General features: G+C 31.5%; 1 protein-coding gene. It reads left to right on the plus strand.

Annotation, left to right across the window (positions count from 1 at the left end; all coding sequences use genetic code 11):
- Positions 1 to 175: 175 nt before the first annotated feature.
- Positions 176 to 1,720, plus strand: coding sequence for an IS1182 family transposase (locus J2Z35_RS14530; RefSeq protein ID WP_408627209.1), 1,545 nt, complete (start codon positions 176 to 178; stop codon positions 1,718 to 1,720).
- Positions 1,721 to 1,752: the final 32 nt, after the last annotated feature.

Here is a 1,752-nt window from a genome sequence, read left to right on the forward strand (position 1 = left end):
CGGGACCAGTGAAAAAGTCTCCAAAAAACCCCCTAATTAAATACAATTTTTAAATTACAAAAAGACAAAAAAACTTTACAACCTTTGAATTAACTAGATTTGGTCAATGAAAAATCCCCCATTTATGATATAATGTAAGTGCGAACCAACACATAACTAAAAGGGGGATTTTTTTATGCTTCGACCAGAGCCAAAGCAAATGTCATTTCACTCATCATTATACAATAAAATACCTGAAAATCATATACTAAAAAAGATAGTTTCTGTGGTTGATTTTAGCTTTATCAACGAATTATTAGAAGAAAGTTACTGTAAAACCTTTGGAAGACCTGCTAAAGAACCTGAAATGATGTGTAAATTACTTTTTTTGCAACATTTATATAATTTATCAGACGAAAAAGTTAGAGAAGAAGCAAGTCTTAATCTTGCGTATATGTATTTTTTGGGTATTAATCCGGAGGATAGTCTTCCAGATAAAAGCTTGCTATCTAAATTTAGAACTTTTAGGCTTCAAGAATCAACTTTAGATGATATTATCACTGAAATTGTAAGGCAATGTGTAGAAAAAGGAATTATTGAAGGAAAGAGTGTAAGCATTGATGCTACGCATATAGAAGCAAATACAATAAAGAAATCTCCCGAAAGATTGATGAAGCATTTAGCGAGAAATATAATTTCTACTTATGAACAGGAATCAGGTAAAACTTTAAAATTTATGCCTCAGGTTCCTAACTATAAAGAAATTGAAGATCACAAAGAAGCTAAAGAAGTTATGAAAACTTATTTAGAAACTGTAATAGATATATTTGATAAAAATGTAGTCCCTGACGGGGAAAAAACTATTGAAATGATTGAAAAAGCAAAAGAAATATTAAACGATCCTAAGTTCATAAATCAAAAAAGTATACGTTCTCTGATAGATGAAGATGCAAGAGTTGGAAGAAAGAGTAAAACTCAAAGTTTCTTTGGTTTTAAAACGGAGTTTGTTATGACAGCAGATGAAAGAATCATAACTTCAGTTAAAACAGGTAATGGAGTATATACGGACGGCAGCTATACGAAAGAAATGCTACAGCAAACTAAAAAAACAGGCATTAAATTAGAAGAAGTTTATGCAGATAAAGCATATTTTAGAAAACCAATATTAGATGATATTGAAAATATGAATGCAAAAGCTTACATACCAGTTAGCGAATCAGTTTACAGACTTGATGAGAGTGAATACACTTACAACAAAGATTCTGATGAATGGCAATGCAGTCAAGGAAACATAACCCTAAAGAAAAAACAGTTTAAAAGCACAACCAAAGAAAGAGTAAAAGAGTACTTCAAGTATTACTTTGACATAAATCAGTGCAAGGCATGCCCTAAACACGATGAGTGTGCTGGAAAAAATTCTAGAAAAATATTGCACGTAGGTCTAAATACGCCTGAGTTTTATGAAATCTCCCAGTATCAAAAAACAGAAGAATTTAAAGAAAAATATAAAAAGAGAGCCAGCATTGAAGGTAAAAATGCTGAACTCAAAAGGTTTCATGGGCTATATAGAGCAAGAGGATATGGCCTATTAAGTGTGTCTATACAATCTAAATTAGCTGCGATAGCAGTAAATATAAAGAGGATATCAGCAATAATATCCTCTCCTTTGGCCATAGCTAAAGAGGAATTTCAAATTATTAGGTGTAAAATGGAATTTAAAGAAATCTTGTTAACATTTTAGAGGGGAAAAGGACCACTTTTTCACTGGTCCCG

It is taken from the genome of Acetoanaerobium pronyense (assembly GCF_017874355.1).
Classification (GTDB): Bacteria; Bacillota; Clostridia; order Peptostreptococcales; family Filifactoraceae; genus Acetoanaerobium; species Acetoanaerobium pronyense.